We start from the raw sequence: 26,222 nt of genomic DNA, 5'->3' as shown, positions 1-26,222 counted from the left end.
TCTTATTTGTTCACACAAATCAGTTGGGAGGCAATTTTGAGCCGACCTGTATCCATCGCTGTCGACGCTGTTGGCGGCGATTTTGCACCGAAAGTCGTTCTCGAGGGTGTCGAGAAAGCTCTTTCGAGTGACTCGAATATCATTGTCCATCTCGTCGGGCCTGCTGACATTGTCAATCCGTTTGCAGCGCGTTTCCCCGGCAGAGTCGTGGCTGTGCCCGCAAGTGAAATAATCGGTATGGGTGAACACCCCGCCAGTGCGGTCCGTTCCAAAAGAGATTCCAGCATCGTCGTCGGTTCCCGTCTTGTGAAAGAGGGGATATGCCAAGGCCTTTTTTCCGCCGGATCGACGGGGGCGAGCATGGCGGCGGCGACACTCATCATAGGCCGTATACGGGGAGTGAGTCGTCCCGCATTGGCTACGGTGCTTCCCGGCGCGAGCAAACCGACGATATTGCTGGACATCGGAGCAAACGCCGATTGCAAACCTGAGAATCTTCTTCAGTTCGGATTCATGGGAAAGGCGTATGCCCAAGCGGTCTTCGGTTTGAAGGATCCTAAGGTCGCCTTGCTCAACATCGGCGAAGAAGACACGAAAGGCTCCGTGCTTGCGCAGGAAGCCAATGCGTTGATGCGCACATCGTTGCCGGGCTTTGTGGGAAATGCCGAAGGGCAAGATCTTTTGTCGGGTGAATTCGACGTTATCGTCACCGATGGCTTTACGGGCAACGTTTCTTTAAAGCTTCTCGAAGGCTCGACGAAGATTCTTCTCGGACGTGTCAAAAATGCTTTGACGTCGAGTACCGGTAAGAAAATTTTAGCGGCCCCCCTCGCAGGATCCATAAAGTCACTGAAAGACGACATGGACCCCGATCAGTTCGGCGGAGCGCCGCTTCTCGGTGTGAAAGGCGTGTGCGCCATAGGCCATGGCCCCTCTTCGGCGCAGGCGATCGAAAGTGGGATTCTCGTTACCGCGCGAGCCGTTAGAAACGATCTCACCGATATTCTCACGAAAAATATCATAAATCTCCTCAATCAAGATGTCGGATAAGCGAGGTAGTGGTGAATAAATTATTTGTATTTCCCGGATTCGGTTCTCAGCAAGTCGGAATGTTCCAGCGCTTGCCCGAAGAAGTGGATGTAGTCCGTCTTATGGATGCCGCCTCCGCGCATTCCGGTTTGCAACTCGAACGTATCGTTTCCGACGGTCCGGAAAGTGCGCTTGTCGACATTCGGGCATCGTATCCGATGATTATGCTCATAGATGCCGTATGGGGTCGCTATCTCGAAGAGAATGAAATCGTGCATGAGGCGACATTGGGCTATGGTATCGGCGAAGTCGCCGCGCTTGTTTCTTCGGGAGTCATTTCGATCGGCGCTGGTGTGACGCTCTCTTCGCTCTATGCGAAGGCGACCATAGAGGCTACGAAGAACAGCGATGGAGCGTCGATGACCGTGCTCGGGCTGGAGAGGGCTGCCGTCGAAGCGGTGATAGAGGATACGCCCAATGTCTGGATTTCGGCCGATAACTCCCAAAACCAAGTTGGGATTTCCGGCGTTTCTTCGAGCTTGAATGTGCTTGAGACCGATTTGATCGATGCCGGTGCACGACGTGCGGTAACGCTTCCTTTGCCCGGTGCTCTCAATTCGCCCATGATGGTGGCGGCTCAAGACGAGATGCGTAAGATCCTTGAAAAAGCCGAGTTTCGTGAGGCGACGATTCCGTTCATGTCGTGTTACGATGCGCGCCCGCACACGGATGCCCGAGAAATTAAAGAGGTATTTTTGAGCGGAATCACTTCGCCGTTGCGTTTTCGAGAAGCCGTACTGGCATCGCGTGACGAATTCGGAATCGATATCGCAATCGAGTGCGGGGCGGGGAGTATACTTTCCGGGTACCTCGTCCACACCGACCTGACTGCAATCCCCGTGACCCAATATGCCGACGAAAATGGTGTGGATAGTTTAAAAGAACGCATCGGCGCCATTGAAGCGCGACAATAATCGGTTAAAATAGATACGACGATTGGAGGAATAATGGAACGTACCCAAGTAATTGAAAAGATACGTGAGACCGTTGTCGATGTTTTGGACTGCGATGAAAGCTCCGTTGTGGAGTCAGCTTCATTCGCCGAAGATCTCGGAGCAGATTCTTTAGACGTTGTCGAGCTCGTTATGGCTTTCGAAGAATCATTCGGCTCTTCGATTCCCGATGACAAAATCGAATCGATTAAGACAGTCGGAGATGTAGCGGACTTTTTCATGACGGCGAAATAAACAGTGCTTAAGTTTATGAATAAGCCCTCGAGATTTTCGGGGGCTTATTTTATAAAACCTCGCAGAGGGATGGGACTGATATGACCTATGATGCGTTAAAGGACAAAAAGGACGTGGAGTATCGTGTTTCGCGCGTCGAAGCGATTACTTCGCATGTGTTTAAAGATAAGTCGCTTGCGCTTCAAGCGATCACTCACCCTTCTGCAGTCGAAGGTGATTCACATCTCAGCTATGAACGGCTTGAATTTCTCGGAGATTCGATCGTCGGTTTCGCCGTCGGTCTCGAGGGGTATCGCCGTTTTCCCGATATCGATGAGGGAATCTTGACTAAGATGCGCATTGCCGTCGTCAATGGAAATTTTTTGTCGGAAGCTGCCGTCGAAAAAGGTCTGCAGGAGTGCGTCATTTTCGGAACGAGTGAGTTGAGCGCGGGATCGCGGGGAATGCACTCCGCTTTGGAAGATGTTTTCGAAGCGATTACAGCCGCTCTCTTCCTCGATGGAGGAATGGCAGTTGCAACCGCTTGGGTACTCGGTTGCCTGGGCGACTGTATCAATCCCGAGATTGCTGCGGATAAGAGTAGTCCGAAATCTCTTTTACAAGAGAAAGTTCAGGCATGCGGCGGCTCGGTATCTTACGATATCGTATCCGTCGAAGGTCCTTCGCATAGCCCGAGTTTCGTAGCTGAAGTCTCAGTCAATAATATCGTCGTCGCACAAGGCGCGGGCGCTTCCAAAAAAGTGGCCGAAAAAGCGGCGGCACAAGCTGCACTCGACGACGCTTTCCGGAGCGAATAGGCGGGGAAGATGCGCCGACTTTTTTGCATCGTAAACGGTTGGCACGTCGGAAGAAATAGCGTACGTTTCATGCTAGACTGAAGCCTGCGCAAAACTTAAATTTTTCAGTCAGTTTTCGAAAGGAACGGCGTGTATTTAAAGTCACTCACGCTCAAAGGCTTTAAGTCTTTTGCCGACAAGAGCGTTTTTTCCGTCGAACCCGGGGTTACCTGTGTCGTCGGTCCCAACGGTTCCGGCAAATCGAATATTTCAGATGCGGTTTTATGGGTGCTCGGCGAGCAGAGTGCGAAAACGCTTCGCGGGCAAGCTATGGAAGACATCATTTTCGCCGGCTCCTCCGCCCGGCAGGCATTGGGCGTGGCCGAGGTCGACTTGGTGTTGGATAATACGGACGGAACGCTTCCTCTGGAGTTTTCCGAAGTGACTATCACACGCCGCATGTATCGTTCCGGTGAAAGCGAATACCTCATCAATCAAAGTCCGTCTCGTTTGATGGACATACTCGATATGTTGCATGACACTGGTCTCGGTCGTGATGCGCATTCGATTATCAGCCAAGGACGTCTGACCGAAGTGCTCAATGCGCGTCCTGAGGACCGTCGTTCTCTCATCGAAGAAGCGGCGGGTGTCCTCAAGCATAAGAAGCGCAAAGAACGCGCACTTCGGAAGTTATCGGGACTCGACGCACATCTCGAGCGTGCGGCTGACATCGCCAATGAAATCGAACGCCAGTTGCGTCCGCTCGAACGGCAGGCGGCAAAGGCGAAAACGCACGCGGAGCTCATATCCGAATTAAGAGAGATCGATGTGTCGTGTGCCGTTGATGACCTGCGTCGACTTCAGACCGACTGGAATGACGTTCTCAAAAAGGAACGTGAGGCGGAGGTCGAACTCGACCTCGTGCGTTATCAGCTCGAGGAACGAGAGAGAGAGCTCGAAAAGTATCAACATCTGCTGGAGGATAAGGGGCTGTTCGTCGGGGATATCTCCGAACAGCGCCGTCGGGTCAATACCATTCTCGAGCGCTTCGATGCCGGGCTTTTACTCTTGGAGGAAAAAGGAAAGAACCTCATCAACCGTCTTTCGGAATTGCGCATGCAACTTCACGGTGCACAATCGCGAATCGGCGGTGCTTGTAAAGAACGTGATGTCGTCGCAGCTTCGCGCGCCGAGACGGACGCTTCATTAAAAGAGCTTTATACGCAGCTCGGTGAGATTCGCAGGGAAAGCGAGTCGACGCGAAAAGAACGTGCTTTGTTCGATGAAGAAGTATCGAAAATCGCCTCTTCTTTGCGTTCGCAACGAGCGCGAGCCGATGAGAGACGAAACGCCATCGCTAAAAGGGAAAGCGCTCTGTCATCTCTTTCGATACAAACCGATTTGTTGAAGAACAGAAAAGATGAACTGGGCGAGCAAATCGGTTCCTCCCAAGAGACGCTTTCCCAAAGGCGCACAAAACTTGCATCGCTTGAAAAAGGGATTGCGAAAGCAAAGCGTGAAATCGCTATGGCCGACAGCGATGTCGATAAACGTGTGAGAGTGCTCGATTCGCGCCGTAATGATTTACAAGCGGCTCGCGACAGGTTCTTTGACGCACGCGCCGAAATCAAAGGGCTCGAAGAGGTCGACAGGGCTTTTGCGACGGCAAGCCCCGCGCTCGCGCGCGTCGTCTCGCGCGCCGCAGAACTCGACGGCTTCGTCGGTCCCGTCGCTGATTTCATCTCGGCGGATGCCGAGTATGAGCAACTCGTCGAAAAACTTTTGGGCGCCGATCTTTTCGGAGTTTTTGTAAAGGATGCACAAGGCGCCATGGCCGTCGCCCATGAGGTCAAAAACGCCGAAGCCGGAGAGATTTCGATTATCCCTCTCGATGCGCCGCCGATCTCGCCGAAAGCATCGAAAGTCGGAAAGCGGCTCTTGGATTTCGTGACATTCGATGAATCGCATCGAGCCGGAGTCGAGGTGCTATTCGGTGACGTGTACGTCGTCGATTCGTTGCAGACGGCCATTTCCTCGATCAAACATAATCCCGAAATCAGATTCGTCACAAAGGAAGGTGCCGTCGTATGGCCTTCCGGCAAAGTCACTCTCGGTACGCAAATCGCCGATAACGAGGGTGTGCTTGCGCGTAAACGTCGCCTCAATTCTTTGAGCGACACTTTGGGCGGGTTGGAGATTTCAGTTGCGGAGGCGGAAGGCGATGTCGCCGTAGCCGAGGAAGCATTGATGCTGGCGCAGCAAGATGCATTCGGTCTCAATCAGAAAGCGGCACAGATAACCGGGGAATATAATTCCCTACTCGCAGAAATCGGACGACTCGAGGAAAGCCTCGCGCGCATAACGCAAGAAGAGGCGCAAATTTCAACGCGCCTCGAAGAGGTCGTTGAAAAAGCCGATGAACAAATTCCGGCGTTGGAAGCGTTGAAGGCGGAAGCGCAAGAGCAAGAAACCGTGCTTGAGGAACTTCAGGAACGCGCCGCCGGCGCCGAATACGATCGAAGCCTAAAACTTCGTGACGAGACCGCGGTCAATGAGCGACTGAGCAAATGCCAAGTCGATATGGCGACCGTTTCAGAGCGTGAAGTACATATGAAACGGGAGCTCAATCAACTCGTCGCTGAAATATCGGGTCTTAAAGAAACCATTGAAAGTTCAAATCAGACCGAGCAAGCGCTCGAAATGCTCCGTTCTCGCATACAGCCGCTCCACGATCTTTATAAGGATATGCATGAACAGGCCGACCGTTGGTCGTTGATGTTGCGCGACCGCGCGAAACTCGAACAATCCGATTCGGAATCATTGCGTTCCACAATCACTTCGGCGCAAGATGCCGTTAAGACAGCCCAGGCGATTGTCAACGAAAAGACCGAAGGCATCATGCACGTGCGCGTGGCCAAGGGGCAACTCGAGGTGCAAGTGAATGCCGCCGTTCGGCATATCGTCGAAGAACTCGGCATGCCGATAGAAAAGGCGTTGGCCCTTCCTCTGGTTGAAAATCGCCTTGCGGTTGAAGACCACGCTTTGTCTTTGCGTAAAAAAGTTTCGAACCTCGGAGCTATCAACTCGGTCGCAAAAGACGAGTACGAGGCGCTTTCCGCCCGCAGAGATTTCATGCGCTCGCAAATCGAAGACCTGAAGAGTGCGCGTACAGCGCTCAACAAGGTGGTCGGCGCAATCGACCGCAAAATCAAAACACTGTTTCTCGATACCTTCGAGCAAGTGGACAAGCACTTCCAGGCATTTTTCGCCATTTTGTTTCCCGGTGGAAGTGCTCAGTTGCTTCTGAGCGATCCTGATGACCCGGACAATACCGGTGTCGAATTCATCGCGCTGCCGCGCGGTAAGAAACTCAAGAAGATGTCACTTCTTTCCGGCGGTGAGCAGTCGCTTGCTGCGCTTGCGCTCCTTTTCGCCGTCAATCAGGTTCGCCCGTGCCCGTTCTTCATCCTCGATGAGGTCGAAGCGGCGCTCGATGACTCGAACCTGCAACGTTTTGTAAACTTCGTCGATAAAATGCGTCAAAGCACGCAATTCCTAATCGTCACTCACCAACGACGTACCATGGAAATGGCCGATTTGCTCTATGGCGTATCCATGCAAGCGGATGGCGTGTCCAAGCTTTTGAGTCAAAAACTCGAAAATGCTCTGGAACTCGTCGAATCGGAAAGTTAAGGCAGCTTATGAGCTCATGGTTTGATCGCCTCAATGAAGGCTTGAGCAAGAGTAGACAAAAACTTGCGGGATCTCTCAACCAACTCGTCGGTCGAGGCGCCGATGTCGATGATTCTTTTTGGGAGGAGCTCGAAGAGACGCTCATAGCAGCCGATCTCGGCGTCGAGGCGGCGACCGATATCGTCGAGCGTTTGCGCCTCGAGGCCAATGCCCAATCGATTCCTTCGTCCGATAAAATCATCGCACGCTTGCAGGATATGATCGCCGAGGAATTCGAAACGGCGGGAGATCCCTTTCAGTTCGAACCGGTCACCATACTCATGGTCGGTATCAACGGGACCGGTAAAACGACATCGGTGGGAAAACTGGCGAAGCAAGCGGTGGCGCAGAATAAGAAAATCGTTCTCGGCAGTGCCGATACGTTTCGCGCAGCAGCATCCGAGCAACTCGATGTTTGGGCCGAAAGGGCGAATGTCGAGGTCGTGCGCAAAGATCGCGGTGCCGACCCGGCAAGTGTCGCTTTCGATACCGTGGCCCGTGCCGAAGAGGTCGGAGCCGATATCGCCCTGATCGACACAGCCGGCCGCCTCCATACCTCGCTCGATCTCATGCACGAACTCGAGAAGGTGCAACGTGTCGCGCGCGACCGCAGCAAAGCTCCGACGTTCACCGTGCTCGTCATGGACGCCACGACGGGACAAAACGGGCTCGTCCAAGCTCGTGAATTCAATAAGCACCTCGCAATCGATGCGCTTATTCTCACGAAACTCGACGGCACGGCGAAAGGGGGAATCGCCGTGGCGATTTCGCGTGAGCTGAAAGTGCCGATAGTACGTATAGGCGTGGGCGAAGGTATCGACGATTTGCGTCCCTTCGACCCGCACGAATTCGCGAAAGCTTTGGTGGGCATCGATGTTTGATAATCTTTCCGATCGTTTACAGTCGATTTTTTCCGGCCTCAATTCCAAAGGTACGCTCAACGAAACCGATGTCGATGCCGCGATGCGTCAAATCAGGTTGGCGTTATTGGAAGCCGATGTGAACTACAAAGTCGTCAAAGAGTTCGTCGGCCGTGTCCGCGAGCGGGCCGTCGGTGCCGATGTCATGCGTTCTCTGACTCCCGGGCAAATGGTGGTTAAAATCGTCTTGAGCGAGCTTACCGCGCTTCTCGGCGATACTCAAAGTAAACTCGTCCTGTCCAATCGTGTTCCGAACGTCGTAATGATGGTGGGTTTGCAGGGTTCCGGCAAAACAACCGCCACGTCCAAGCTCGCCTATATGATGCGCAAGAAAGGAAAGCATCCTTTGATGATTGCGTGCGACGTGTATCGTCCCGCCGCAATCGACCAGCTCGAGGCGCTCGGGCGCGAACTCGATATACCCGTCTTTCGCGGGGAAGGCGACGACCCGGTGAAAATAGCACGTGACGGCGTCCGCTATGCTCTCGACAATATGCTTGATTTCGCCATAGTCGATACCGCCGGTCGCCTCCATGTCGATGAACCCATGATGCAAGAAGCACAAAATATCCGAAACGCGGTGAAACCCGATCAAATTTTGATGGTCGTGGATTCCATGACCGGTCAAGATGCGGTCAATGTGGCCGAAGGGTTCGCCCGTCGTCTCGATTTCGACGGCGTCATCATGTCGAAACTCGACGGTGATGCTCGTGGCGGCGCCGCACTTTCCATCAGAGAAGTCACCGGAAAGCCGATCAAGTTCGCCTCGATGGGTGAGAAGCCGGACTCCTTCGAGGAGTTTCATCCCGATCGCATGGCGAAACGCATTCTCGGTATGGGCGATGTGGTCAGCCTCATCGAGAAAGCGAGCGAAACCGCCCTCGATGAGGATTTTTCCGAAGATGACGCCAAGCGCCTTGAAAAAGGAAAATTCACCTTCGACGATTTCCTCACCTCGATCAGGCAAATGAGAAAACTCGGAGGAATCGGTGCCGTCGTCAATATGCTTCCCGGTGGTTCGCAACTTAAAGATCTGGAAGGAAAGGTCGACGACAAGGCACTGGATCGCACCGAGGCCATCGTGTATTCGATGACGAAAAAGGAGCGGAGCAATCCGAAAATAATCAATGGGCAGCGGCGCGCGCGCATCGCTGCCGGCTCCGGTGTGACGGTCACCGATGTCAACCGTCTCATCAAACAGTTTTCCGAGACGCAAAAAATGATGAAACAGATGCAGAATTCGAAAGGAAAGGGCAAAAGAAAAGGCCGTAACGGCATGTTTCCCAAAGGACTTTTTTAACTTTATGGTTGATTAGTGCATGTGTTTTGTCGTATCATATTCGTTCGTATGTTTATGTGGTTACGCAACCGCCAGATGCGGTTGCTTTTATCGGAGGTGAAATTCGTTGGCAGTTAAGATTCGTCTTTCGCGCCACGGAGCCAAGAAGGCACCGTTTTATCGTGTAGTTGTCCAAGACGGCCGTATGGCTCGTGACGGTCGTTTTATCGAGATTGTCGGTCGCTATAATCCGCGCACCGACCCCTCAACCATTGAGATTAACTTAGAGCGCGTTGATGAGTGGATTTCAAAGGGTGCCCAGCTCACAGAAGCTGCCGGCAAGATCGTCGCATCGGCACGTGGTGAGAAGCAAGCTCCTTTACAGGAGGCAAAGCCTTCAAAGAAGGTGGTAGCCAAGGCTGAAGCCGAGAAGAAGGCAAAGGTCGAGGCAAAGGCTGCGGCAAAGGCTGAAGCAGAGGCAGCCGCCAAGGCGGCTGCAGAGGCTGCTCAAGCAGCAGAAGAAGCTAAAAAGGCTTCTGCTGAAGAAGTGGCTGCGACAGAGGAATCAACCGACGAAGCAGCAGAGTAGCGGGGTTTCACTATGGCTTCAGAAACGTCTAACATTACTGAGCTCGTAGAATATCTCGTAACGTCGCTGGTCGATGATCCAAAGCAGGTTGAAATCAATTCGCAAATCGATGGCGATAAACTTTCAATCGCCATCCGTGCTGCACAAGAAGACGTCGGTAAGGTCATAGGTCGAAACGGGCGCACCATCAAATCGATACGTACGCTCGCCCGTGCAGCGGCCGGTAATACTTCGACAATCGTAGAAGTCGATGTTGAAGGATAACCAAGACGTTACTACCAAACGTTTTGTAACGGTAGGCACCATACGCAAGAGTCATGGCTTGAACGGAGAGGTTCTTGTTGCGTTTGCAACGGGAGCCTCTTTGCCCGTATTGGTGGGTAAGCGGGTATGGGTGGCTCCACCGACGCGTAAGGTCTCCGAGGGCGTGTTCTCATCGATTGATGAGTTCGGGGGTGGGTATCTCGTAAAATTGTCGAATGTCGATTCGATTGGTGAGGCGAGCAATCTGTCCAATAAATCGCTCATATGCGCGGTGGAAGATCTGCCCGGCGATGTCGTCGATGCATTACGTAACGATTTCGATCCCGACAGTGTAGTCGAATTCAAGGTGTCCTCGGATAATTACGGCGATCTCGGCGTGGTGAGCGAATACCTTGTGACGAAAGCAAACGATTGCATCGTCGTCAAAGGATTGTACGGTGAACTGATTTTGCCGATAATCGATGAAGTTTTACTCGATGTCGACTATGAACATAAAATAATGTATGTGCACGTGCAAAAAGGCACGATTGAAAGTGATCCGTTGTGAGAGTCGATGTACTGACCATATTTCCTGACATGTTTTCAGCACCTATGAGTGCCTCTATGCTCGGAATCGCTCGGCAGAAGGGTGCTCTGGAATTTTTCGCGCACGATCTTCGCACGTGGACGCATGACTTTCATCGCACCGTCGATGATTCCCCTTACGGCGGCGGGCAGGGAATGGTTATGAAACCGGCTCCTCTTTTTGAAGGTGTTGAGGCTGTGGCTGCGCTTGACGAGCGCAAACCGACCGTGATTTTTTTCACGCCGACGGGGCGCACGTTCACGCAAGATATGGCGGAGGAATTGGCCTGTCAAGAACGCTTGCTTATGGTTTGCGGACGTTATGAGGGGTTTGACCAACGTCCCGTCGACGCACTTGCCGATATCGAGCTTTCCATCGGGGATTATGTACTGACGGGCGGAGAGTTACCCGCTATGATGGTAACCGATGCGGTGACGCGTCTTCTCCCCGGTGTGCTCGGCGATGAAATGAGCGCGGTCGATGAATCGTTTAGTTCCGGGCTGTTGGAATATCCGCAGTATACGCGTCCGGCGCTGTATCGCGATATGCCCGTACCGGAAATTCTTCTTTCCGGAAACCACGGCGCGGTAGATGTGTGGAGGCATGAACAAGCTATGAAGCGAACGCGGAAACGTCGCCCCGATTTATTGAAGGAAAACGATGAGAGATAAACGATGAGAGATAAAGAATCAGTTCCAATAAAGAATCGTTCGGACAGAAAGCAACTCGATAGTGCAGAGCCCTCCACCATTCGTTGGGTTGTGGAGACTGTCATCATGGTCATTTTGGCCGTGGCGATTGCGCAAGGAATAAAAGCGTATCTCATCCAACCTTATTTGGTACCGTCCGGTTCGATGTTGCCCACCATTCAGCTCAAAGATCGCGTTTTGGCCGACAAGCTCGTGTTTCGCGGTTTCGGCACGCCGAAGTACAAAGACATCGTCGTGTTCGATGATCCCACGGGTGAGTTTCCGACACTCATCAAGCGTGTGATCGCAGTCGGTGGGCAGACCGTCGATTTGAAAGAAGGAGCGGTCTATGTCGACGGTAAGAAACTCGACGAGCCCTACACTTACGGAAAACCGAGCTATCTTCAAGTGATCTCTCTGCCCATAACCATTCCGAAAGGATATATCTGGGTAATGGGAGACAACAGAACAAATAGCGGGGATAGCAGGACGTTCGGCCCGGTCAAAATCAGCACGGTGCACGGGCGTGCGTTTTGGACGTATTGGCCGCTCAACCGTTTCGGTACCTTGAAGTAGTTCGGTAATTTGACAAGGTAAACGTCCGCACCCCGAATTGATGCGTTTGACCTAACATTTTTACAATTTCTATTGACAACTGCTATTTTGTCTACTATTTTGGTAGGACACATTATTAAAATGTGAATTGCTATGATAGGAATAAGCTATATTGTTGTATTGCAGAGAGTAATCGTCTGGTGAAAGATTACATACAACTTATAGACATCTCACCCTGGAGCAAATTAAAATAAATAAGTGGGTATTTTTTAATACCAATAAGAGTGGTACCGCGGAAGCTATTTTTAAGCCTTCGTCTCTTGTGCAAACAGCGCAATTGACGGCGGCTTATTTTTTTTAGAGGAAAGGGCAAAACCATGAAAAATCACAGCAAATACAAGGTGGGCTATTTTATGCCTCCCAACCCAACAACAAAATGGGTCACAAGAGACCGCGTTGAAAAAACACCTATCTGGTGCAGCGTTGATCTGAGAGATGGAAACCAGGCGCTGATCGTTCCTATGAGCTTAGAAGAAAAAGTGGAGTTTTTTCAGTTTCTTGTAAGCCTGGGCTTCAAGGAAATCGAAGTCGGATTTCCTGCCGCCTCAGAAACTGAATACGCGTTGATTCGAACTTTGATTGAAAAAGACCTGATTCCAGAGGATGTGACAATTCAGGTATTGACCCAATCCAGAGAGCATATAATAGAAAAAACATTTGAGTCCTTACGCGGTATAAAAAAGGCTATTGTCCATTTGTATAATTCGACTTCTCTTGCGCAAAGAGAACAGGTTTTTAAAATGAGCAAAGATGAAATTTCAGAAATTGCCAAGGAAGGTGCAACCTTATTCAACAAATATGCAGCCCTTATGCCTGAAACCAGCTTCAGATTTGAATACTCGCCGGAAAGTTTTACCGGGACAGAAATGGAATTTGCATTAAGTATTTGTAATGAGGTCATAGATATCTGGAAACCTACTGCAGATAAAAAAGTGATTATTAATCTCCCTGCAACTGTAGCTATGTCCATGCCTCACGTGTATGCAACTCAAATTGAGTATATGAGCGACAATCTGCATGACAGGGAAAATATCATCGTTTCCCTGCATCCCCACAATGATCGAGGAACAGCGGTAGCAGATGCGGAGCTTGGCCTTCTTGCCGGGGCTGACCGAGTGGAAGGAACCCTTTTTGGCAATGGAGAACGTACAGGAAATGTAGACCTTATAACGGTTGCCATGAATATGTTCTGCCATGGTGTTGCGACCGGTCTGGATTTTTCTGATATGCCTTCCATAGTGGAAACATATGAAAGATTTACAAATCTTGTAGTTCATCCACGTCAGCCTTACGGCGGTAGTCTGGTTTTTGCAGCTTTTTCAGGTTCTCATCAGGATGCAATTGCCAAAGGAATGAAGTGGCATGAAGACAAGGGCTTGAGTACCTGGAGCGTCCCATACCTTCCAATCGATCCTCACGATGTCGGTCGGGTATACGAAGCTGATGTCATTAGAATTAACAGTCAGTCAGGCAAGGGAGGAATCGCCTACATCCTTGAAAATAATTACGGCTATGATATTCCAAAGGCTATGAAAGAAGAAGTCGGCTACTTTATTAAAGACTTTTCTGATAAAACGCACAAAGAGCTGGCACCTGGCGAAGTATTTGACCTTTTCAATCAGGAATATGTCAACTGCTTCACGCCAATTGACATTACAGATATCACATTCCAAAAGGACCCAGCCAGTATAAGCAGCAAGGATGTAAGCTTTAATACGACAGTCGTTGCAAATATTAACGGGGACATATTTGAGCTTGAAGGGCATGGTAATGGCAGACTTGATGCAACCAGAAAGGCATTGATGAAAGGCCCTTACAACAGGGAATACACTTTCGTTACCTATACCGAGCATGCTCTGGAAAAAGAAGCCGATTCTATGGCGGTTGCCTATGTCGCCATAGCAGACAAAAACGGTCGAATATACTGGGGAGTTGGAACACACACGGATATTATATATGCTTCGGTAAATGCACTTGTTTGTGCAATAAACAGAATGAATAAAGTCGCACCATTTATAGAAAAATAAGGAGATTTGAACTATGGGGATGACAATGACGCAGAAGATACTGGCTGCACATGCCGGACTTGAGCAGGTGGTCGCCGGCCAGCTGATACGCGCCAAGTTAGATATGGTGCTTGGTAATGATATTACCTCTCCTGTTGCAATAAATGAATTTGAAAAGGCTGGATTCAGCGAGATTTTTGATAAAAGTAAAATTTCTATGGTAATGGACCATTTCACACCGAACAAGGACATTAAGGCAGCAGAACAGTGTGTGCAATGCCGTACCTTTGCAAGACATTTTAATTTAGATAACTTCTATGATGTTGGCACTATGGGAATTGAGCATGCCCTTCTCCCTGAAAAAGGAATTGTGGCTGCCGGTGACTGCATTATAGGAGCCGACTCCCATACTTGTACATATGGAGCACTCGGTGCTTTTTCTACAGGTGTCGGAAGCACCGATATGGCTGCAGGAATGGCGACTGGGGAAGCCTGGTTTAGAGTTCCTGAGGCCATTAAATTCAACATTACCGGTAAGCTTTCCAAAAATGTAAGCGGCAAGGATGTCATCCTGCATATTATTGGAATAACCGGCGTTGATGGCGCACTTTATCAATCTATGGAATTTATGGGAGAAGGTCTCATCAACCTGTCAATCGACGATCGGTTATGTATGGCAAATATGGCTATTGAAGCTGGTGCAAAAAATGGAATATTTATGGTAGATGAAATTACAAAAGCCTACCTTGATGATAGAGTGCACCGACCTTACAAGATATACGCTCCAGATGAAGATGCTGTTTACAACAGGACCATTGATATAAATTTGAGCGAAATAATGCCTACTGTCTCTTTTCCGCATCTGCCTGACAACACCAGAACCATAGATCAGGTGGGAGATATTCCTATTCAGCAGGTTGTTATAGGCTCCTGTACAAACGGAAGACTTTCAGATATGGCCATTGCTGCCGCAATTCTGAAGGGGAAATCTGTTCATCGGGATGTCAGAGCAATCATCATTCCTGCAACACAATATATATATAAGGAATGTATAAAGCTTGGCTACCTTGAAATCTTTATTGATGCCGGTTGTGTTGTTTCAACTCCAACCTGTGGTCCTTGTTTAGGCGGGCATATGGGGATACTTGCCGCAGGAGAGCGCTGCGTTGCTACAACAAACAGAAATTTCGTAGGAAGAATGGGTCATATAAAATCAGAAGTTTACCTGGCAAGCCCGGCTGTTGCGGCCGCCTCTGCTCTCACAGGAAAAATCAGCGGACCAGAGGAGGTAATGTAATGGAAGTAAAAGGTTTTGTACATAAATACGGAGATAATGTAGATACTGACGTTATTATTCCTGCAAGATATTTAAACACCTCCAATCACAAAGAGCTGGCTGCTCACTGTATGGAAGACATAGATGCAGATTTTATTAAAAAGGTGAGACAAGGGGATATCATGGTAGCTGGTTTTAACTTTGGCTGCGGTTCCTCAAGGGAACATGCGCCAATTGCCATTAAAGAAGCCGGGATAGACTGCGTCATAGCTAAAACCTTTGCCCGCATATTTTATCGAAATTCAATAAACATCGGTCTTCCAATATTAGAATGTGCCGAGGCCAGTGAAAAAATTAAAACGGGAGATGAGGTTTCAATCAACTTTGATAGTGGTGCAATAAAAAACATTACAAAAAACGAGAGTTATCAGGCTTTACCCTTTCCTGATTTTATTAAAGACATTATGGGTAAAGGCGGGCTGCTTCGTTCACTAAAATAAACAATCAAGGAGAAACTAGAGTGAATATTAAATTAGCACTTGTACCTGGGGATGGTATCGGCCCGGAAGTCGTGGCCCAGGCCGTTAGAATATTGGATAAAATTGGCCAGATTTACAACCATCATTTTGAATATACAACGGTTCTTGCCGGTGGTGCTGCAATAGATGCAACGGGAGAATGTTTACCAGATGAAACTATCACTGTCTGCAAATCAAGTGATGCCGTTCTATTTGGCGCTGTCGGCGGTTGGAAATGGGATGTTCTTCCTGGCGATAAACGGCCAGAAAGAGCCCTGCTTGGTCTCCGCAAGGAGCTTGGATTATTTGCAAATATCAGACCCGCAATACTTTTTGAGGAGTTGGAGGACGCTTGCCCTTTAAAGAAGGAACTCATTGAAGGCGGGCTTGATCTTGTGGTCGTAAGAGAATTGACGGGTGGCATATATTTTGGTGAAAAAGGCTTTAAACAAACTGAAATGGGTCTTGCTGCCTATGATGTGGAACAATATGCGGAAGAAGAAGTCAGAAGGATTGCAGTTGCAGCGTTTGACATATCAATGAAGAGAAGTAAAAAACTATGCAGTGTAGATAAAGCCAATGTCCTTGAAAGCTCAAGGCTTTGGCGAAGAGTTGTCAGCGAGGTGGCTAAAGATTATCCTGAAGTCACTTTAGAAAATATGTATATTGACAATGCCGCGATGCAGATGGTCAGAAATCCTAAGCAATTCGACGTTATTGTAACCAGCAATATTTTTGGAGATATCCTTTCAGATGAAGCCAGTATGATCACCGGATCAATAGGAATGCTTCCTTCTGCAAGTCTTGCTCAGGGCAACTTTGGGATGTATGAGCCGATCCATGGTTCTGCCCCTGACATTGCAGGTCAGAACAAAGCTAATCCAATGGCTACCATTCTTTCAGCAGCCATGATGTTAAAATATACCTTTAGGCTTACGAAAGAAGCCGAATCCGTCGAGAAGGCCGTGAAGGCTATTCTTGCAAAAGGTTACAGAACACCAGATATTATGAGTCCCGGCAATAAACCAATTGGGACAAAAGAAACCGGCGATTTAATTTTAAAAGAAATCACTTAAACAATATTTAACTAACGGTCTTGAAGTAGTTCTGCCACCGTCAAATCCGTACTTGTATTCGTATTTCGAACACGGTATACTAACTATTCGCGCCTTAAGGGTGCAATTTAGAAATTTTTGTGAGAAGAAAAGGAAATTTACTGATGGATATCATCTCCGCCATTGAGCAACAGCAAATTCGTGAAGATTTGCCGGATTTTCGAGTAGGCGATAACGTTAAAGTGCACTACCGCATTATCGAAGGTAGTCGTGAGCGTATTCAGGTATTCGAGGGTCGCGTCATTCGTCGCCACGGTGCGATGAACCGTGAAACTTTCACCGTTCGTAAAATCAGTTTCGGAACCGGTGTCGAGCGTACTTATCCCGTGAACTCACCTAAGATCGAGAAGATCGAAATCGTCAATCGCGGTAAAGTGCGTCGCGCAAAGCTTTATTTCCTCCGCGATAAAGTCGGCAAGGCTGCACGTCTCAAGGAGCAGGGTTACTAAGCCACTCGGCTTTTCTGCAAGCTATTGAAGCGAGCGTGGGATTATTCTCGCGCTCGTTTTTATTTATTTCACTGTGCGAGGATTCCCATGAAATCAGCTGAAATCGAAAGATTGACGAGTCTTTATTACTATGAAGTCGGTTTACACGCTCAAGGAGCGATTGCGATAGCCGGTCTTGATGAGGTCGGACGGGGCTCGGTTGCCGGGCCGCTCAGCGTCGGCGCATGCATTCTCAAAGATGAGCCTCTCATCGAATACCTCAACGACAGTAAAAAACTCACTCCCAAAAGAAGGGAACTCGTCGCACGTGAAATCAAAGAGACCGGTGCGATATACGCCATAGCTCATGTGGAGCCGTCTGAGATCGATAGATTCGGTATGTCGGCCGCATTGAAAAGGGCCATGATCGAGGCTGTCAGGGGACTCTCGATCACTCCCGACGCTGTGCTGCTCGACGGCAATCCTCTCGGGCTCGGTTTCAATGAAATCAACATCATAAAAGGGGACGCGAAAATCGCCTGCATCGCTGCAGCTTCCGTACTTGCAAAAACGACGCGAGACGCGATGATGGTCGCCTTCGACGAGCACTATCCCGAGTATGGATTTTCTTCCAACAAAGGATATGCTTCCGCATCGCATATCGCCGCTATAAAAAAATACGGTCTCAGCCCCCTTCATCGCGTGACGTTCTGCAAAAACTTCATCGAACCAACTTTGTTTTAAGAACGGTCTAACAAGAGACTTAGGCTGAGCGAAACCCTTCATGGCATCATCGTCGTGGAGGTGTTTTTTATGTCTGATAATGGAGATTTTGAAAGTCGAAAAGAACTCGGTGAAAAAGGGGAGAAGGCGGCGGCGGCTTTTCTCGAAAACAGAGGACTCGAGATCCTCGATAAGAACTGGAAATGCAGTTACGGCGAAGCCGATATCATCGCGCTCGATGGAACTACCCTGGTCTTTTGCGAAGTGAAGACACGCAGGTCGACTGCTGCCGGCATTCCCGAGGAGGCGGTGACTGCAGCTAAACAGAAGCGGTACACGAAAATCGCCCGTGTCTACTCATCACGCACCCGACATCGATTCGAATCGATACGGTTCGATGTCATCGCCATCTATGCGTTTTCCCGAAGTCAGGCGCTGCTGCGCTACATACGCAATGCGTTTGATGCCATCGAGGTTTAACGATGCCCTATGCAGTGGTCGAAACGGCTACGCTCAACGGTATCCAAGCACAAAGAGTTCAGGTAGAGGTTCATGTCACCGACGGTTTGCCCTCACTGAAGATTGTGGGTCTTGCCGATACGGCCGTTCAGGAAGCAAGGGAGCGAGTGTTCTCGGCGCTTAAATCTTGCGGTTTGGGCATTCCTCAGAAGCGCGTCACAGTCAACCTGGCTCCGGCTCCCTTGAAGAAGCACGGTACCGGATTCGACTTGGCTATAGCCGTCGGTATCGCCTTGGCAAGCAATCAGCTGTCAGCGCGCGTGAACGAAGATGCGGTTTTCATCGGAGAACTATCGCTTACCGGTAGAGTCCGTGGCGTGTCGGGCCACGTCGCGTATGCGATTTACGCTCACGATAATGGAAAGACGTTCGTCGGAAATGAAGCCGGTGAGTCTTGCTCGTTGGCCAAAGCGAGATACCGGGAGGTCAAATCACTCGGTGAACTCATGAAATCGGAGACGACGGCGCAATTTAAGGCAATCGTTCCGGATAAGAGGAAAGAAGCGAAAATCAATCCGGCCTGTAGGTATCTTGATTTTTCAGATATCGTCGGGCAAGAACTCGTCATACGTGCACTGGAAATTGCGGCAGCCGGTCGTCACAATCTTTTGCTGATAGGTCCACCCGGGACGGGAAAGACCATGCTTGCATCGCGTATTCCCTCCATTATGCCGCCTCTCACCTCGCAAGAAGCTCTGGAAACCGCATTGGTATATTCGGTCTCGACGCGCCAACAAGGTTATCAGTTCGGCCAAGTTCCTTTTCGGGCGCCGCATCATAGCGCGAGTCTCACAGGTCTCATCGGGGGAGGTCATCCGGCGTCTCCCGGAGAGGTCTCACTGGCTCATAACGGAGTACTCTTCCTCGACGAGTTGACACAATTCGCCCCTTCGGCGCTGCAATCTCTGCGTACTCCGATTCAGGATGGGAGAGTATCGATAGTCCGCGCGCAAGGAACGGTGGAATTTCCCTCGAATTTCTTACTCGTCGCGGCATCGAACCCTTGTCCGTGCGGTTACTTCGGTGAGCCGGGAGATCGTTGCAAGTGCAGTGAGAGCAATATAACCACCTACCAAAATCGCGTCGGAGGACCTCTGATGGATCGCTTCGATATGGTCTGCTGGGTACGACGCGTCAGTTCGGATCGTCTTTTACAGGATGACAATGCGAGAATATTTTCAAAAGATATCTATCGCGACATCGCACGAGCCGTTCGATTTCGCAAAGATGCGAACCTCGATTACGGTTCGAGAGTTGCAAAAACGCAACTCGTCAACGACAGAATGCTTAATCAAGATGCGAAAGACATCCTTCTTCGCGGAGCACTCAAAGAGAGTTTATCCTCCCGGGCTCTTCTCAAGACGCTCAGAGTCGCCCGTACCATTGCAGATCTCAAAGGAAGCTATCGCATAGACGAACCGTGCATATTCGAAGCTTTGGAGTTTAGAAGCGATTGGAACAACATTCATGTATAACGACATACAGGGTAACCGTTCCTCCGACAAACGACATGAACTCGAAAAAAGCTCGCCTCTTTATCCTGTTCGGTTGAGACAGTACGAGGGGAAATGGGAAAAACTTTATGCGGTCGGAGACATCTCCTGTCTCGATCACGGTGTTGCGATAATCGGTGCACGAAAAGCGACCCCCTACGGGTTGAAAGCGGCGACACTCGTCGCCACATGGGCGAGTGAGATGGGTTTCACGACTTTTTCGGGGTGTGCCAGGGGCTGTGATCAAGCTGCGCACCGTGCGTCCTTGGCCGTCGGAGGAAAAACCGTGGCGGTGCTCGGGTGTGGGGCGGATGTTATATATCCGAGCAATGCATCAAAGCTCATGCGGGAAATTGCCGACTCGGGGGCTGTCGTTTCGGAATATGAGTGGGGAACGCCTCCCATGAAATATCGTTTCGTTGAAAGAAACCGTTTATTGGCGGCGCTGGTTGATTTGGTGGTTGTGGTCGAGGCTCGCATTCCGAGCGGTACATTTTCCACGATCAACGCCGCAGCCGAACTCGGCACTCCGGTAGCCGCCGTTCCGGGCTCGATATTTTGTTATACCTGTGCCGGTCCCAACCGTCTCATCGCTGAAGGGGCTACGGTTATCGCAAACCGTGAAGATTTTCTCGTAGCTTGTTCGCTTGCCGATTTGCCGAATCCGAGCAACCGAAAGAGTCAGGAGCGCATCGGTGCCGAATCAAAACTGATAGAAGCTCTCCGTGCCGAGGCTCTCACTCCCGAAGAGGTCGCCCATGTATGTTGTATTCCGGTTCAGCAAGCAGTCATTGCCATTCATGAGCTGGAAAATCGGGGAGTGGCTACTCGATTTGCGGGCGGTCGGTTCGCTATACTGACTATTGACGGTATCAAAGGTTAAAAGTGATGAAGGGGTACTGTGCGAGATTATTCTCTCTACGATGTGGTTGTCGTCGGTGCGGGGCTGAGCGGGAGCGAAGCAGCCTTGCAGTGTGCCGCATCGGGTCTCAGCGTCGCACTTTTCGAAATGCGTCCGAGCATGTCTTCGCCGGCGCACCATGGTGACGGTGCCGCTGAACTCGTCTGCTCGAATTCTTTTAAGAGTGATGATCCCACGACGGCCGCCGGGCTTCTCAAGCGCGAGCTCGCACTGATGGGCAGTCGACTTCTCGAAGTGGCCTACCGATTTCGCGTTCCTGCGGGGAGTGCTCTCGCAATCGATCGTGAGAGATTTTCCGAAGAAATCACCGAACTGCTCAATCGGGAAGACCGAATCGATTTTATTCGAGAAGAGTTTACGGATTTGCAAAAAGCCGCCGAACAAACTCCGGTGATAGTCGCTGCCGGCCCCCTTGTCTCAGAGGCGCTTGCGAAAAGCCTCGGTTCCTATACGGGCGCAAGTCTGTTCTTTTATGATGCCGCGGCTCCCATCGTTTCTGCTGAATCGCTTGATGGAAGTCGGGTTTTTGCGGCATCGCGTTACGGAAAAGGTGCCGGTGATGATTATCTCAACATTGCGTTGGACAGAGATGAGTACGATGTGTTTTACCACGAACTCATTTCTGCCCGACGTGTTCACGATAAAGTGTTCGAGCAAAGCGATTTTTTCAACGCATGTCAACCTGTGGAGGAAATCGCCCGCAAGGGATACGATGCCCTACGCTACGGTGCGCTCAAACCTGTGGGAATCGATGACCCGCGTACAGGAAGATGGCCGTTTGCTTTGGTACAGCTAAGGTGCGAAACCGTAGCGAAACAAGCATATAACCTCGTCGGGTTTCAGACGAACCTTACGTGGCCGGAGCAAAAGAGAGTATTCTCATTGCTTCCGGGCATGGGGGATGCCCGTTTCGAGCGTTATGGTGTCATGCACCGCAACACCTTCGTTGACGCTCCCCGAGTGCAAAATATCGACCTTTCTCTCAAAGCTGAGAAAAACATATTTCTCGCAGGGCAGATTGCGGGAACCGAAGGGTACACCGAGGCGATTGCTTCGGGGCAGCTCTGCGCGCTCAATGTTATTCGGAGGATACAAGGGAAGAAAAGCGTGGTGCTTCCGAGCGTCACCGTTCTCGGTTCGCTCATGGAGTATGCGCATTCGAGTGACACCATCGATTATCAGCCCATGCATGTGAACTTCGGGATAATGCAGCCACTTGTAGAAAAAGAAAAAGGAAAGCGCGCACGGTATAAAAAATACGCTCTGCGCTCCATGGAGGAACTCTACAAGTATTTGAGCACACTCGGCGAAACATTCGATTTCGCTTCGCTTACTTCTCGGTATAATGCGTTAAAAGAAGAGATTGAATCGGTTCCCGACGAAATTCGAAAAAGAAAAGACCGCGTGCAGTGAATTACGATGAGCTGATAGATAGATTTTTACGAAATGTGGGTGATGTGAGAGGCCTGTCTTCTCACACGGTGAGTTCTTATGGTTCCGATCTCAATTCATATATCCGATGGGCGCAAATCAATGATATCGATCCGGTCCATCTGTCGCACCGTACGCTGCGTCTCTATCTGTCAGAACTCGATTCAGCTTCATATGCACGCACTACCATCGCAAGGAGAATGGCGTGCCTTCGGTCGTTTTTTTCGTTTCTGGTGGAAGAAGGAATCATTTCTCAGAATCCGGCCGTCTTATTGAGCAGTCCCAAACTTCCGAAGCATTTGCCGAAAGCTCTGGGTGCCGAAGACATCACCGCCCTTCTCGACTCGGTGGAGCGTATCGAGCCGAAGGATATTCGCGATAGTTCGATTTTGGAATTACTTTATGCTTCCGGTATGCGTGTGGCCGAACTTTGCGATTTAAAAATCAACGATGTCGATTTTCGCGCCGGATATGCCACGGTGACGGGAAAAGGTGACAAGCAACGAGTGGTGCCCATTCATCCTTTTGCAATCGGTAAAATGACACAATGGCTCAACGTGGGCCGTCCCTGTTTTTCAAAGACTCCGAGTGAATATTTATTTTTATCAGCCCGCGGCAATAAACTGACGGGCGACGCCGTGAGGCGGATAGTCAAAAAGCGATCGACTGAGGCGGGTATTCGCGCCCATGTCACACCGCATACACTCCGGCACACCTTTGCAACCGATCTTCTCAACGAGGGCGCCGATCTTCGTACGGTGCAGGAGTTGCTCGGTCATGCGAATCTCTCTACGACGCAGATCTATACGCATGTTTCCAACAAACGACTTCAAGAGGTCTTCAAGCGAACCCACCCGAGAGGTTAGGGATTCTCAGGAGGTCGAATAATGTACGAATACCACACAATAAACCAATCATAAACTATTTGAAAAAACAATATAATTGTGCTACATTATTTATAAGCCGTATAGTGACAAAGGCAAACCTAGCGAAAGCTGGGGACGCAAAGCCAAGGGTCTTCGCACAGTAGTGCATGACAGCCGGTTCCCGAATGTAGGTTATTTTTGTTGCAAAAATACGTGAATCTCATCTTTATTACATAAAAAGGTAATAAATAAGAAAGTGGAGGAAAGAAAGATGAAAAAACTCATTACAATGGCGGTAGCTTTAGCAATGTTGGTGATGATGCCATCAGCAGCATTTGCGGCGGCACCTGCTCCTGATGCAGTAATTACAGGCGGAACCTTGGCAATTACAGAGTTAGGAATTGCTAACTTTACGCCTGTAACCTTGACTGGTATCGAACAAACTACAACAGCGGTTGTAGCTGACACTGAACTTACTGATCCTACAGGGTTAGGTGATGGCTGGAAGGTTTCTTTGCAGGCATCAGCATTTACGTTGGATGCTGCACATTCAATTTTATTAACTGGCGGTATAGCTTCAATAGTAGGTACCGGTACAGTAGAAGCACCTGAATTCGCTGCAGTACTTAGTTCACTTGGTACATTGCCTCAAGGCTCTTTACAATTAGATACAGTAAGCATCGCTGTCGCCCCGACAGGTGCAGGCTCTACAGATGTTACTAACATGACTGTAGCGCAGGGCAAGATTGATACTGCCACTGGTATTAATATTTTAAGTGCGCCCATAGATGCGGGGATGGGAACATATACTGTAAGCATGCTACCCATGACAGTAACTCTTGAACCAGCAACTACCTATGCAGGCACATACACTTCAACTGTTACTCAAACACTTACTTCGGGACCAGTCGCTTAATCTAACTTAAGCTAAAACCATGTCTTATTACAAACACGGGGACGGTTTCGAGCGTCCCCGTGTTGGCAGTTGTTCAATCTAACTTAAAAACCATGTCGTATGTCTTATTGTCTTAGACATATGACATGGTTTTTAAATGTTTAAAATGTTTATTTAGTGAAGAATGTAACTATACAGCCAGAGAGGAATGAAGTATGAAGTACATAAGATTTTTTACTTTTATGTTTGTGCTGTTTATAATATTATGTGCTGCTGTGTTCCCCTGTGTGGCAAGCGCTGGCGCTGCGGAGCAGCCTATGTCTGTGAAACCCATATTACCCGAGAACCAAAAGGCGGGAGTGACCGGGTATTTTAATCTGTTAGTAAACTCAGGTGATAAGCAGACCATCTACATGCAAATTACAAATAATAAAAAAGAAAACATTGTGGTAACTTGTGCACCAGCTAATGCTTATACTCGTCCTGAGGGTGGAATATTTTATGCTGCAGAGATAGACTCTCCGGAGACAATTTTATTAGATAAGTTTTTTGTTTTATCCAATTATATTTTGACAGATAATGAAGTTATTATAAAACCCAATGAGACTGTCAACATTCCTGTTGAGGTTACAGTACCAGATATGCAAAGTGGAAGCATACTTGGAGGGGTACTGATTAGTGAAAAAGCACCTGCAAGCGAAGATGTTAACGAAGATGTTAAAGAAGAAACTAAAAAGGATGAAGCAAAATTTAAAGTGATAACAAAGACGGTTTTTGCAGTAGCCATCCAACTCGATTTACCTGATATGCCAGCACCCGCGTTTACTTTTGGGAAAGCAGGTTTTAATCCCGTCGGGCCAAACGTCTTTATTGAGATGCGTAACGATGCTCAAATGATTCAAAGGCAGATATCTGGAGTATATAAAGTAACCAACAAAGACGGGCAAGAACTCTTTGCAGGCAAGTTTGAGCCCATAATCATGGCACCCAAAACACAAATAAATTTTCCTATGCACTGGGATAACCCTGCACTGGAGCCCGGAAAATACACTCTTTCTATTACTGCCAACGTAGCGGGAGAAGAAAGAATTGTGGAAGAGAGTTTTAATATCAACAATACGGCAGTTGAAAAATATGCTGAACAAGCAAATCAGTCAATTGCTAAAACACAAACCGGAACACTCTATTTTATAGTTATTCTTGGGGTTGTTATTTTGGGTGGTTTCATGTTTTGGCTTGGAAAAAGAAAAGCAAAAGTTAAAAAGTTATAAATTTGCTCTTGTGAGTGCATAGATATCCTCCTGTTTCAAATCAGATCCAGGATTTTGTCCGCACCCCCCAGTTTTGCGTTAAGTCTGACAATTAACGACGTATGTTTGTAAAAATCAGAGTCCTTATGCAACTTGCGTTTATGCACATTACCCCGTAAAATAATCGGGTTCGAAAAATTAGCACGCGTTGTGGACTCATACGCTTGGTGCCGAGATAAAACGGTAGCGTCATGAGGTTGAAGCACGCGGAAGAGACAACCGAAAGGAAGGTACTGCAATGGCAGTAGTAACTATGCGTGGCTTGCTCGAGGCAGGCGTACATTTCGGGCATCAGACCCGTCGTTGGAATCCTAAGATGAAGCCCTATATCTTCGCTGAACGTAGCGGCATCTACATTCTCAACCTCCAAAAAACAATGACAGAGCTTGAAAAGGCTTATAAGTATGCATTGTCCACCGGCAAGCGTGGCGGAGCCATCTTGTTCGTAGGTACGAAGAAACAGGCTCAAGAGCCTTTGTTCAACGCAGCAACCGCGGCCGGTATGCCTTATGTGACCCACCGTTGGCTCGGCGGCATGCTCACCAACTTCGAGACCGTTCGAAGCCGAGTGGCATACATGGAGCAAATCGAGGGGATGATTGAAAGCGGCGTTATGGCGACTTTGCCCAAGAAAGAGCAGATCCTCAAGGGTAAAGAGCTTGCAAAGCTTCAGGCGAACCTCGAAGGCATTCGTAATATGAAGGCACTTCCCGCCGCCATATTCGTCGTCGACACAAAGCGTGAGGCAATTGCAATCGCCGAAGCTCGCCGACTCAAGATTCCGATTATCGGAATGATCGATACCAACGCCGACCCTGACGAAGTGGATTTCCCCATCCCCGCAAACGATGATGCGATTCGTGCGGTCGCGTTGATGGCAAACGTCATCTCTTCTGCAATCATCGAGGGTAACGGTGGAGTTAACGCCGAGGCGGAAGCCCAGGCCCAAGAGGCCGCAGTTGCGGTGATTGAACCTGTTGCAGTTGCGGTGGTTGAACCTGTTGCAGTTGCGGTG

25 protein-coding genes, 1 pseudogene and 1 riboswitch are annotated in these 26,222 nt (G+C 49.3%); all 26 genes and pseudogenes read left to right on the top strand.

Going from position 1 to position 26,222, the window contains the following annotated elements; translation table 11 throughout:
• The first annotated feature begins 33 nt into the window (after positions 1-33).
• Entirely contained in the window at positions 34-1,050 is a 1,017-nt protein-coding gene (plsX, locus tag JJE36_05325; protein ID MBK5211717.1) for a phosphate acyltransferase PlsX, read from the top strand.
• An 11-nt stretch (positions 1,051-1,061) separates the two neighbouring features.
• Positions 1,062-2,003, top strand: coding sequence for an ACP S-malonyltransferase (locus JJE36_05320; GenBank protein ID MBK5211716.1), 942 nt, complete (start codon positions 1,062-1,064; stop codon positions 2,001-2,003).
• 33 nt (positions 2,004-2,036) lie between these two features.
• A complete protein-coding gene (locus tag JJE36_05315) occupies positions 2,037-2,276 on the top strand; it encodes an acyl carrier protein (GenBank protein ID MBK5211715.1) in 240 nt (79 codons plus the stop codon).
• Positions 2,277-2,356: 80 nt separating this feature from the next.
• Complete coding sequence (gene rnc, locus JJE36_05310; protein MBK5211714.1) at positions 2,357-3,073, top strand: ribonuclease III; 717 nt, start codon at positions 2,357-2,359, stop codon at positions 3,071-3,073.
• 129 nt (positions 3,074-3,202) lie between these two features.
• The gene (gene smc / locus JJE36_05305) at positions 3,203-6,745 is read left to right on the top strand and encodes a chromosome segregation protein SMC (GenBank protein ID MBK5211713.1); all 3,543 of its coding nucleotides are present in this window, start codon (positions 3,203-3,205) and stop codon (positions 6,743-6,745) included.
• An 8-nt stretch (positions 6,746-6,753) separates the two neighbouring features.
• Positions 6,754-7,665, top strand: coding sequence for a signal recognition particle-docking protein FtsY (ftsY, locus tag JJE36_05300; GenBank protein ID MBK5211712.1), 912 nt, complete (start codon positions 6,754-6,756; stop codon positions 7,663-7,665).
• Complete coding sequence (gene ffh, locus JJE36_05295) at positions 7,658-9,004, top strand: signal recognition particle protein (protein MBK5211711.1); 1,347 nt, start codon at positions 7,658-7,660, stop codon at positions 9,002-9,004. The genes ftsY and ffh overlap by 8 nt, the downstream gene beginning before the upstream one ends.
• Before the next feature lie 106 nt (positions 9,005-9,110).
• Positions 9,111-9,572: a 30S ribosomal protein S16 gene (gene rpsP, locus JJE36_05290; protein MBK5211710.1), complete on the top strand. Its 462-nt coding sequence runs from the start codon at positions 9,111-9,113 to the stop codon at positions 9,570-9,572.
• A 12-nt stretch (positions 9,573-9,584) separates the two neighbouring features.
• Complete coding sequence (locus JJE36_05285) at positions 9,585-9,836, top strand: KH domain-containing protein (protein MBK5211709.1); 252 nt, start codon at positions 9,585-9,587, stop codon at positions 9,834-9,836.
• Complete coding sequence (gene rimM / locus JJE36_05280; protein ID MBK5211708.1) at positions 9,823-10,383, top strand: 16S rRNA processing protein RimM; 561 nt, start codon at positions 9,823-9,825, stop codon at positions 10,381-10,383. The genes JJE36_05285 and rimM overlap by 14 nt, the downstream gene beginning before the upstream one ends.
• Positions 10,380-11,072, top strand: a complete 693-nt coding sequence (trmD, locus tag JJE36_05275) for a tRNA (guanosine(37)-N1)-methyltransferase TrmD (GenBank protein ID MBK5211707.1) — start codon at positions 10,380-10,382, stop codon at positions 11,070-11,072. Before rimM ends, trmD begins: the two co-directional genes overlap by 4 nt.
• A gap of 3 nt (positions 11,073-11,075) precedes the next feature.
• Positions 11,076-11,666: a signal peptidase I gene (gene lepB / locus JJE36_05270; GenBank protein ID MBK5211706.1), complete on the top strand. Its 591-nt coding sequence runs from the start codon at positions 11,076-11,078 to the stop codon at positions 11,664-11,666.
• Positions 11,667-12,022: 356 nt separating this feature from the next.
• Entirely contained in the window at positions 12,023-13,732 is a 1,710-nt protein-coding gene (locus JJE36_05265) for a 2-isopropylmalate synthase (protein MBK5211705.1), read from the top strand.
• A 13-nt stretch (positions 13,733-13,745) separates the two neighbouring features.
• On the top strand, positions 13,746-15,008 hold the full coding sequence (leuC, locus tag JJE36_05260) for a 3-isopropylmalate dehydratase large subunit (protein ID MBK5211704.1): 1,263 nt from the start codon (positions 13,746-13,748) through the stop codon (positions 15,006-15,008).
• The gene (leuD, locus tag JJE36_05255) at positions 15,008-15,487 is read left to right on the top strand and encodes a 3-isopropylmalate dehydratase small subunit (protein ID MBK5211703.1); all 480 of its coding nucleotides are present in this window, start codon (positions 15,008-15,010) and stop codon (positions 15,485-15,487) included. Before leuC ends, leuD begins: the two co-directional genes overlap by 1 nt.
• A 20-nt stretch (positions 15,488-15,507) precedes the next feature.
• Positions 15,508-16,581: a 3-isopropylmalate dehydrogenase gene (leuB, locus tag JJE36_05250; protein MBK5211702.1), complete on the top strand. Its 1,074-nt coding sequence runs from the start codon at positions 15,508-15,510 to the stop codon at positions 16,579-16,581.
• Positions 16,582-16,724: 143 nt separating this feature from the next.
• A complete protein-coding gene (rplS, locus tag JJE36_05245) occupies positions 16,725-17,069 on the top strand; it encodes a 50S ribosomal protein L19 (GenBank protein ID MBK5211701.1) in 345 nt (114 codons plus the stop codon).
• Between the two features lie 14 nt (positions 17,070-17,083).
• A pseudogene (locus JJE36_05240) lies at positions 17,084-17,792 on the top strand (ribonuclease HII).
• Positions 17,793-17,861: 69 nt separating this feature from the next.
• On the top strand, positions 17,862-18,251 hold the full coding sequence (locus tag JJE36_05235) for a YraN family protein (protein ID MBK5211700.1): 390 nt from the start codon (positions 17,862-17,864) through the stop codon (positions 18,249-18,251).
• 2 nt (positions 18,252-18,253) lie between these two features.
• Positions 18,254-19,765 (top strand): YifB family Mg chelatase-like AAA ATPase, encoded by a 1,512-nt coding sequence (locus JJE36_05230; protein MBK5211699.1) that lies wholly within the window; start codon positions 18,254-18,256, stop codon positions 19,763-19,765.
• Positions 19,758-20,666 carry a DNA-protecting protein DprA gene (locus JJE36_05225; protein ID MBK5211698.1) on the top strand — a complete coding sequence of 303 codons (909 nt, stop codon included), beginning with the start codon at positions 19,758-19,760 and terminating at the stop codon, positions 20,664-20,666. The genes JJE36_05230 and JJE36_05225 overlap by 8 nt, the downstream gene beginning before the upstream one ends.
• Positions 20,667-20,684: 18 nt before the next feature.
• The gene (trmFO, locus tag JJE36_05220; GenBank protein MBK5211697.1) at positions 20,685-22,118 is read left to right on the top strand and encodes a methylenetetrahydrofolate--tRNA-(uracil(54)-C(5))-methyltransferase (FADH(2)-oxidizing) TrmFO; all 1,434 of its coding nucleotides are present in this window, start codon (positions 20,685-20,687) and stop codon (positions 22,116-22,118) included.
• A 35-nt stretch (positions 22,119-22,153) separates the two neighbouring features.
• Entirely contained in the window at positions 22,154-23,002 is an 849-nt protein-coding gene (locus JJE36_05215) for a tyrosine recombinase (protein ID MBK5211696.1), read from the top strand.
• 102 nt (positions 23,003-23,104) lie between these two features.
• Positions 23,105-23,188, top strand: a riboswitch (cyclic di-GMP riboswitch).
• An 85-nt stretch (positions 23,189-23,273) separates the two neighbouring features.
• Positions 23,274-23,918, top strand: a complete 645-nt coding sequence (locus JJE36_05210) for a hypothetical protein (protein MBK5211695.1) — start codon at positions 23,274-23,276, stop codon at positions 23,916-23,918.
• Between the two features lie 194 nt (positions 23,919-24,112).
• A complete protein-coding gene (locus tag JJE36_05205; protein ID MBK5211694.1) occupies positions 24,113-25,168 on the top strand; it encodes a DUF916 domain-containing protein in 1,056 nt (351 codons plus the stop codon).
• A gap of 277 nt (positions 25,169-25,445) precedes the next feature.
• Positions 25,446-26,222: 30S ribosomal protein S2 (gene rpsB / locus JJE36_05200; GenBank protein ID MBK5211693.1), on the top strand; the 777-nt coding region annotated here is incomplete at its 3' end.

The sequence above is a fragment of the Coriobacteriia bacterium genome, assembly GCA_016649875.1.
In the GTDB taxonomy this organism is placed as follows: Bacteria; Actinomycetota; Coriobacteriia; order WRKU01; family JAENWW01; genus JAENWW01.
The sequence above is the reverse complement of the archived record's forward strand: the minus strand, read 5'-3'. Positions and strand labels throughout refer to the sequence as shown.

Coding starts and splice junctions, on each gene's coding strand:
- JJE36_05210 (MBK5211695.1), top strand. CDS start 23,274: ATGAAAAAACTCATTACAATGGCGGTAGCTTTAGCAATGTTGGTGATG.
- JJE36_05285 (MBK5211709.1), top strand. CDS start 9,585: ATGGCTTCAGAAACGTCTAACATTACTGAGCTCGTAGAATATCTCGTA.
- ftsY (MBK5211712.1), top strand. CDS start 6,754: ATGAGCTCATGGTTTGATCGCCTCAATGAAGGCTTGAGCAAGAGTAGA.
- rplS (MBK5211701.1), top strand. CDS start 16,725: ATGGATATCATCTCCGCCATTGAGCAACAGCAAATTCGTGAAGATTTG.
- lepB (MBK5211706.1), top strand. CDS start 11,076: ATGAGAGATAAAGAATCAGTTCCAATAAAGAATCGTTCGGACAGAAAG.
- rimM (MBK5211708.1), top strand. CDS start 9,823: ATGTTGAAGGATAACCAAGACGTTACTACCAAACGTTTTGTAACGGTA.
- rnc (MBK5211714.1), top strand. CDS start 2,357: ATGACCTATGATGCGTTAAAGGACAAAAAGGACGTGGAGTATCGTGTT.
- JJE36_05205 (MBK5211694.1), top strand. CDS start 24,113: ATGAAGTACATAAGATTTTTTACTTTTATGTTTGTGCTGTTTATAATA.
- JJE36_05315 (MBK5211715.1), top strand. CDS start 2,037: ATGGAACGTACCCAAGTAATTGAAAAGATACGTGAGACCGTTGTCGAT.
- ffh (MBK5211711.1), top strand. CDS start 7,658: ATGTTTGATAATCTTTCCGATCGTTTACAGTCGATTTTTTCCGGCCTC.
- JJE36_05230 (MBK5211699.1), top strand. CDS start 18,254: ATGCCCTATGCAGTGGTCGAAACGGCTACGCTCAACGGTATCCAAGCA.
- leuC (MBK5211704.1), top strand. CDS start 13,746: ATGGGGATGACAATGACGCAGAAGATACTGGCTGCACATGCCGGACTT.
- leuD (MBK5211703.1), top strand. CDS start 15,008: ATGGAAGTAAAAGGTTTTGTACATAAATACGGAGATAATGTAGATACT.
- JJE36_05235 (MBK5211700.1), top strand. CDS start 17,862: ATGTCTGATAATGGAGATTTTGAAAGTCGAAAAGAACTCGGTGAAAAA.
- JJE36_05225 (MBK5211698.1), top strand. CDS start 19,758: ATGTATAACGACATACAGGGTAACCGTTCCTCCGACAAACGACATGAA.
- JJE36_05265 (MBK5211705.1), top strand. CDS start 12,023: ATGAAAAATCACAGCAAATACAAGGTGGGCTATTTTATGCCTCCCAAC.